This is a genomic window from Amaricoccus sp., from assembly GCF_017995835.1.
Classification (GTDB): domain Bacteria; phylum Pseudomonadota; class Alphaproteobacteria; order Rhodobacterales; family Rhodobacteraceae; genus Amaricoccus.
Genome location: NZ_JAGOID010000151.1, coordinates 1 through 5,266 on the forward strand (window position 1 = coordinate 1; position 5,266 = coordinate 5,266).

Annotated in this window: 5 protein-coding genes; all 5 read left to right on the forward strand. The window is 68.9% G+C overall.

Features of this window, described 5'->3' with window-relative positions:
- Positions 1 to 535 (forward strand): hypothetical protein (locus tag KBA23_RS15515; protein ID WP_290742776.1); only part of this gene is annotated, 535 nt, incomplete at its 5' end.
- 15 nt (positions 536 to 550) lie between these two features.
- Positions 551 to 682, forward strand: coding sequence for a hypothetical protein (locus tag KBA23_RS15520; protein WP_290742778.1), 132 nt, complete (start codon positions 551 to 553; stop codon positions 680 to 682).
- Positions 683 to 745: 63 nt separating this feature from the next.
- The gene (locus KBA23_RS15525; protein ID WP_290742782.1) at positions 746 to 2,272 is read left to right on the forward strand and encodes a PQQ-dependent sugar dehydrogenase; all 1,527 of its coding nucleotides are present in this window, start codon (positions 746 to 748) and stop codon (positions 2,270 to 2,272) included.
- A 56-nt stretch (positions 2,273 to 2,328) separates the two neighbouring features.
- The gene (locus tag KBA23_RS15530) at positions 2,329 to 3,237 is read left to right on the forward strand and encodes an ABC transporter ATP-binding protein (RefSeq protein WP_290742785.1); all 909 of its coding nucleotides are present in this window, start codon (positions 2,329 to 2,331) and stop codon (positions 3,235 to 3,237) included.
- Positions 3,234 to 5,266: ABC transporter permease subunit (locus KBA23_RS15535; protein WP_290742788.1), on the forward strand; the 2,033-nt coding region annotated here is incomplete at its 3' end. The genes KBA23_RS15530 and KBA23_RS15535, both read left to right, overlap by 4 nt.

Consider the following 5,266-nt stretch of genomic DNA (forward strand, 5'->3'; position numbering starts at 1 on the left):
CGCGATCACGAGCTCGATCTCGATGTACCAGCCGGCGCTCGCCTTCTTCCAGGAAGCGCTGGGCTGGGGACGCAAGCAGTCGACCTCGCTCATGGTGGGGATCTGCCTCATCGGCTCCTTCCTGGTGATGTACTACAGCAAGGGCGGGATCTTCTGGTCGACGATCGACGACTGGGTCGGGACCTTCCTGATTTTCGTCCTGGCGATGATTCAGATCATCGCCTTCAGCTGGGTCTTCGGCATCGAGAAGGGCTGGAAGGAGGCCCACATGGGGGCGCAGATCCGCATCCCGGGCTTCTACAAATTCATCATGAAGTACGTCACGCCGGTCTATCTTCTGGTCGTCTTCATCGCCTTCTGCTGGCAGAACCTCGGCAGCTGGGTAAAATCGGTCGCCGACGAACCGTTGCGGCAGGGGGCGATCGGGCTGATTCTGGCGACGGCCCTGATCCTCGTCGTCTGCACCTTCTTCGGCACGAAGCGCTGGCGCGCCGCGGGCCTGGACATCGACGGCAAGCATGCCCCGAACGACTGACAAGGAGACCGCGAAATGACCACCCTGGGTTGGATCTTCCTCCTCTCGTCGACCGTCTTCGTCTGGGGTCTGACGGGCTGGTGCTTCTACAAGGTCTTGACCGTCAAGGAAGAGATCGAGATCCCGCCGGCCTCGCTCGGCGGCTGAGCGTCGCGCCGGGCCGTCCGGCTTGCGCAGCAGGCGCAGCGTTTCGGTGGTAGAAGGGGGCTCATGCGAGCCCCCTTTTTTCTTGGCCTGCTCACCCTCCCGGCCGTCCTCACCCTGAACGCGGCGCCGGCCGCCGCCGACCTCGCTGGCGTCGAGCTCCGGCTCCTTGCGAGCGGGCTCAGCGACCCGGTGGCGATCGCCCAGGCGGGCGACGACCGCCTGTTCATCGTCGAGCAGCGCGGACGGATCCGCATCTTCACCGGCGGCGCCGTGCAACCGGGCAGCTTCCTCGACCTCTCCGCGCGCGTCCGCTCCGGCGGCGAGCAGGGGCTGCTGGGGCTCGCTTTCCATCCGCGCTACGCCGAGAACGGCTTGCTCTTCGTCAACTACACCCGCGAAGGGGACGGGGCGACGGTGATCTCCCGCTTCCGCCGCTCGAGCGGCGACCCGGCGCATGCCGACCCGGCGAGCGAGGCGGTGCTGCTGGTGATTCCGCAGCCCTACGACAACCACAACGGCGGTGACCTCGCCTTCGGACCCGACGGTCTCCTGTACGTCGGCATGGGCGACGGCGGCTCGGGCGGTGACCCCGAATGCCGCGCGCAGAACCGCAACGAACTGCTGGGCAAGATGCTGCGGCTCGATGTCGACAGCCATGCCGCGAGCGCGCCGTACTACAGCTCACCGCCGGACAACCCGTTCGCTGGCGGGACGCCCGGCGCTGACGAGATTTGGGCGCTCGGCCTGCGGAATCCCTGGCGATTCTCGTTCGACCGCACCACCGGCGACCTCTTCCTCGGTGATGTCGGTCAGGGCGAGCGCGACGAGATCGACTACTGGCCGACTGCGAACGGCGGCGGCGCGAACTTCGGTTGGAAGATCATGGAGGGGACCGCCTGCTACTCGCGTGACGCCTGCCCGGCCTCGACGCCGGTCTGCGGCGCCGCCGCCTTCACGTCGCCGATTCTGGAGAACCTCCTCGCCGACGGCAACTGCGCGGTCATCGGTGGCTTCCGTTACCGCGGCCACCGTCTGCCGGCGCTCGAAGGGCGCTACCTGTTCGGCGACTACTGCTCGGGCCGCATCTGGGCAGCCAACGGTGCGGGCGCCGGCTGGAGCCGCGAGGAGTTCCCGTTCTCGCTGCCGAACCTGACCACGTTCGGGGAGACACAGATCGGAGAGATCGTCCTCGCGACCCAGGGGGGCGAGCTCTACGCCCTCGAGCGCCCGCAGCTCGCGGCCTGCGTCCCCGGCGCCGGGCGCGTCTGCCTGATCGACGGGCGCTTCCAGGTGGAGGTGTCCTTCCGCGACTACACCGGAGCTCGCGGCGACGCCCTGCCGGTCACCACCGGCAGCGATTCGACCCTGCTCTGGTACTTCGCTCCGGCGACCTGGGAGCACCTGGTCAAGGTCATCGACGGCTGCAGCCTGAACGGACACTGGTGGGTTTACGGCGCCGCGGCGACCGACGTCGAGTACGTCCTGCGGGTGACCGATACCTTGCGTCACGAGGTCCGCGAATACCCGAACACCCTCGGCAACCGCGCCGCCGCGCTCACCGATTCGGCGGCCTTCGCCACTTGTCCCTAGCGTAAGAAGGGGGCGCGGCGGGCGTTGTCTTTCCGACAGGACCGGAGAGAACCGCCATGCTGGAGATTCAGAACCTCGTCAAGGTCTACCCCGGAGCCGTCGCGGCCCTGCAGGGCGTCTCGCTGCGGATCCCGCTCGGCATGTTCGGCCTGCTCGGCCCGAACGGCTCGGGGAAATCGACGCTCATGCGCATCCTCGCCGGCCTGCTCGAGCCGACCTCGGGGCGCGTCGTGCTCGACGGCGTGGACATCGTCGCCGAACCGCAGCGCGTCTGGCCGCAGCTCGGTCATCTGCCGCAGGCCTTCGGCTTCTATCCCAATCTCACCGGCGAGGAGATGCTCACCCACATGCTGCGCTTGAAGGGCGTCGCGGCGCCGCGCGGCCTGCCGAAGCTGTGCGCCGAGCTCCTGGAGCGGGTGAATCTCACCGCCGCCGCGAAACGGAAGGTGAAGACCTACTCCGGCGGGATGCGCCAGCGCCTTGGCATCGCGCAGGCGATCTCTGGCGATCCTGTCCTGGTCATCGTCGACGAGCCGACGGCCGGACTCGACCCGGAGGAGCGGGTGCGCTTCTATCGCCTGCTCGCCGAGCTCGCGGAGAACCGGACGATCCTGCTCTCGACCCACATCGTCGAAGACGTGGCGATGCTCTGTCCACGCTTCGCCGTCATCCGGCAGGGGAGGCTTCTCGCCACGACCACTCCGGGAGAGGCGCGCGAAGCTCTCGCCGGGACGATGTTCGAGGGGGAGGTCGCGCGCGCCGAGCTCGAGGAGCTCGCCGCGACGCACCTCGTCACTCAGGCCCACCTCGTCGAGGGGCGCAACCGGGTTCGGCTCCATCTGCCTGCTGGAGCCGCGCCGCCGGGCTTCGCTGCCGCTCTGCCGACCCTGGAGGACGCCTATCTCGTCCTCACGCGGAGCGCTGGCGAGACCGCGGCCGCCCTGCCGATTCGGGCGGCCTCTTGAATCGGGCGCGCTGCGCGACGATCGCCGGGCACGAAGCGCGCGCGCAGCTGCGTAGTCCCGCCTTCTGGGTCCTCGTCGGGGTCCTTCTCTTCGTCACCAGCACGCTCAACCCGGTGGCGATGATCCCCACCGGAGAAACGGAAGTGGGCGGGGAACGCGCGTTCGTCAACTCTGCGCATGCTCTGGCCCAGAGCTTCGCGATCGCGAGCTTCTTCGCTTACACCTTCTTCGCCGCGCTGATGGCGGGTTTCGCCGTCATCCGCGACGACGAGGCCCGGATCGGCGACCTCCTGCACAGCACGCCCCTCACGGCGGCCGAGTACGCCCTCGGCAAGTTCGCCGGCGTGGCGGCAGCGCTGGGTGTGGCGCTCGCCGCGCACCTCCTGCTCGCTCTCGCTTTCCACGAAGGTCCGGCGCTGGCCGGAGTCTCGTCGGGGGCGCACGGGCCGTTCCGCGCGGTCTCCTACCTGGGCGCGGTGCTGCTGTTCGCGCTCCCCGGCATCGCCTGGACGGCGGCGGTAGCCTTCGTCGTAGGTCTGCGCACGCGGCGGCCGATGGCGGTTTACGCCGTGCCGACCGTGCTCTTCGTCTACACCATCCTCATCTCGTGGAACCTCGCGCCAGCCGGACTCGCCGCAGGGTGGGATCGGCTTCTGATGATCGTCGATCCGACGGCGATCCGCTGGCTCGACCGGGCGCTCTTTCGCGTCGACCGCGGCGTCGGCTATTTCAATGCCCAGCCGATCGCCTTCGACGCCACCTTCCTGTTCAACCGCTTGCTCACGCTGAGCATCGCCGGCCTCGCGCTCGTCGCAGCGATGCGTGAAAGGCGGAGAAGCGGGCAGGAGCGCAAGCCGGTCGAAGGCGCAGTGAGCCGCCGTGCCGGCGCGGGTCCCGCGGTGCCGGCGAACCCGGATCCCGAGAACGCGAGCTTCCGTCCGCTCGGGGATCTGGCCATGACCAGCCGCGCGCCTGGCCTCATGGTGGGGGTGGGAACGATCGTGCGCTCCGAGGCGGGAGAGCTTCTCCGGCAGCCGGCGCTGTATCTCTTCTCGGCCTTCTTGATGCTGGTGGTCGCAGAAGTGGCGGGCACCGAGGCCGGCCTCCTCGGCTCGCCGGTGCTGCTCACCGCTGGAGGCCTTGCCGTGCGTGCCCTGCCCGTGGCGACGGTGCTGGTCTGCCTCTACCTGCTCTTCGCGGTGGTCGAAGCCATGCATCGCGACAGAGCGACGGGCTTCGAGGCGCTCTTGCACGCGGCACCGGTCTCGGACACCGCCCTCATGCTCGGCAAGGGACTGGCGATCGCTGCGGTGATCGCCGTCCTTTGTGCCGCCTGCGTCGCCGCCGGCCTCGTGCTGCTGCTCGCTCAAGGCGGCGAGCGAATCGAGATCGGGCCACTCGTACTGGTTTTCGGTCTGGTTCTCGCGCCGACGTATCTCCTCTGGGCGGCGTTCGTGAGCGCGGTGATGGTCATCGTGCGCAGCCGCACCGCCGCCATCGCGATCGGACTCGCGACTCTCGCCGCGACCGCGGCGCTCTTCGTCACCGGCGCCATGACCTGGGTGACCAACTGGCCGCTCTGGGGGGCGCTGCGCTGGACCGACATGGGGATCTTTCCCCTGAATGGCGCGGCTCTCGTCTGGAACCGGGCGGCGGCGCTCGGCGGCACGCTCTTCTTCTTCGTCCTCGCCTGCACCCTGCTGGTGCGCACCGAGCGGGACGCCGCGGCGACGCTCGACCGCCTGCAACCGGCGAGGGTCGTGCGCGGGGTTCTGCGGCTCGTGCCGTTCCTGCTCCTGCCGCTGCTGATTCAGGGCTTTCTCGCCATCGAGATCCGTCAGGGCTTCGAGGGCTCGGTCGAAGTGCAGCGCGCCGCCGAATACTGGCGGAGCAACGTCGCGACATGGAAGGACTTCGTGCCGCCCGAGATCACCCGTATCGACCTGCGGCTCGACCTCGAACCGTCCGAGCGCCGGATGTCGGTCGCCGGTTCCTACGCGCTCGTCAACGACACCCAGGAGCCGATGCG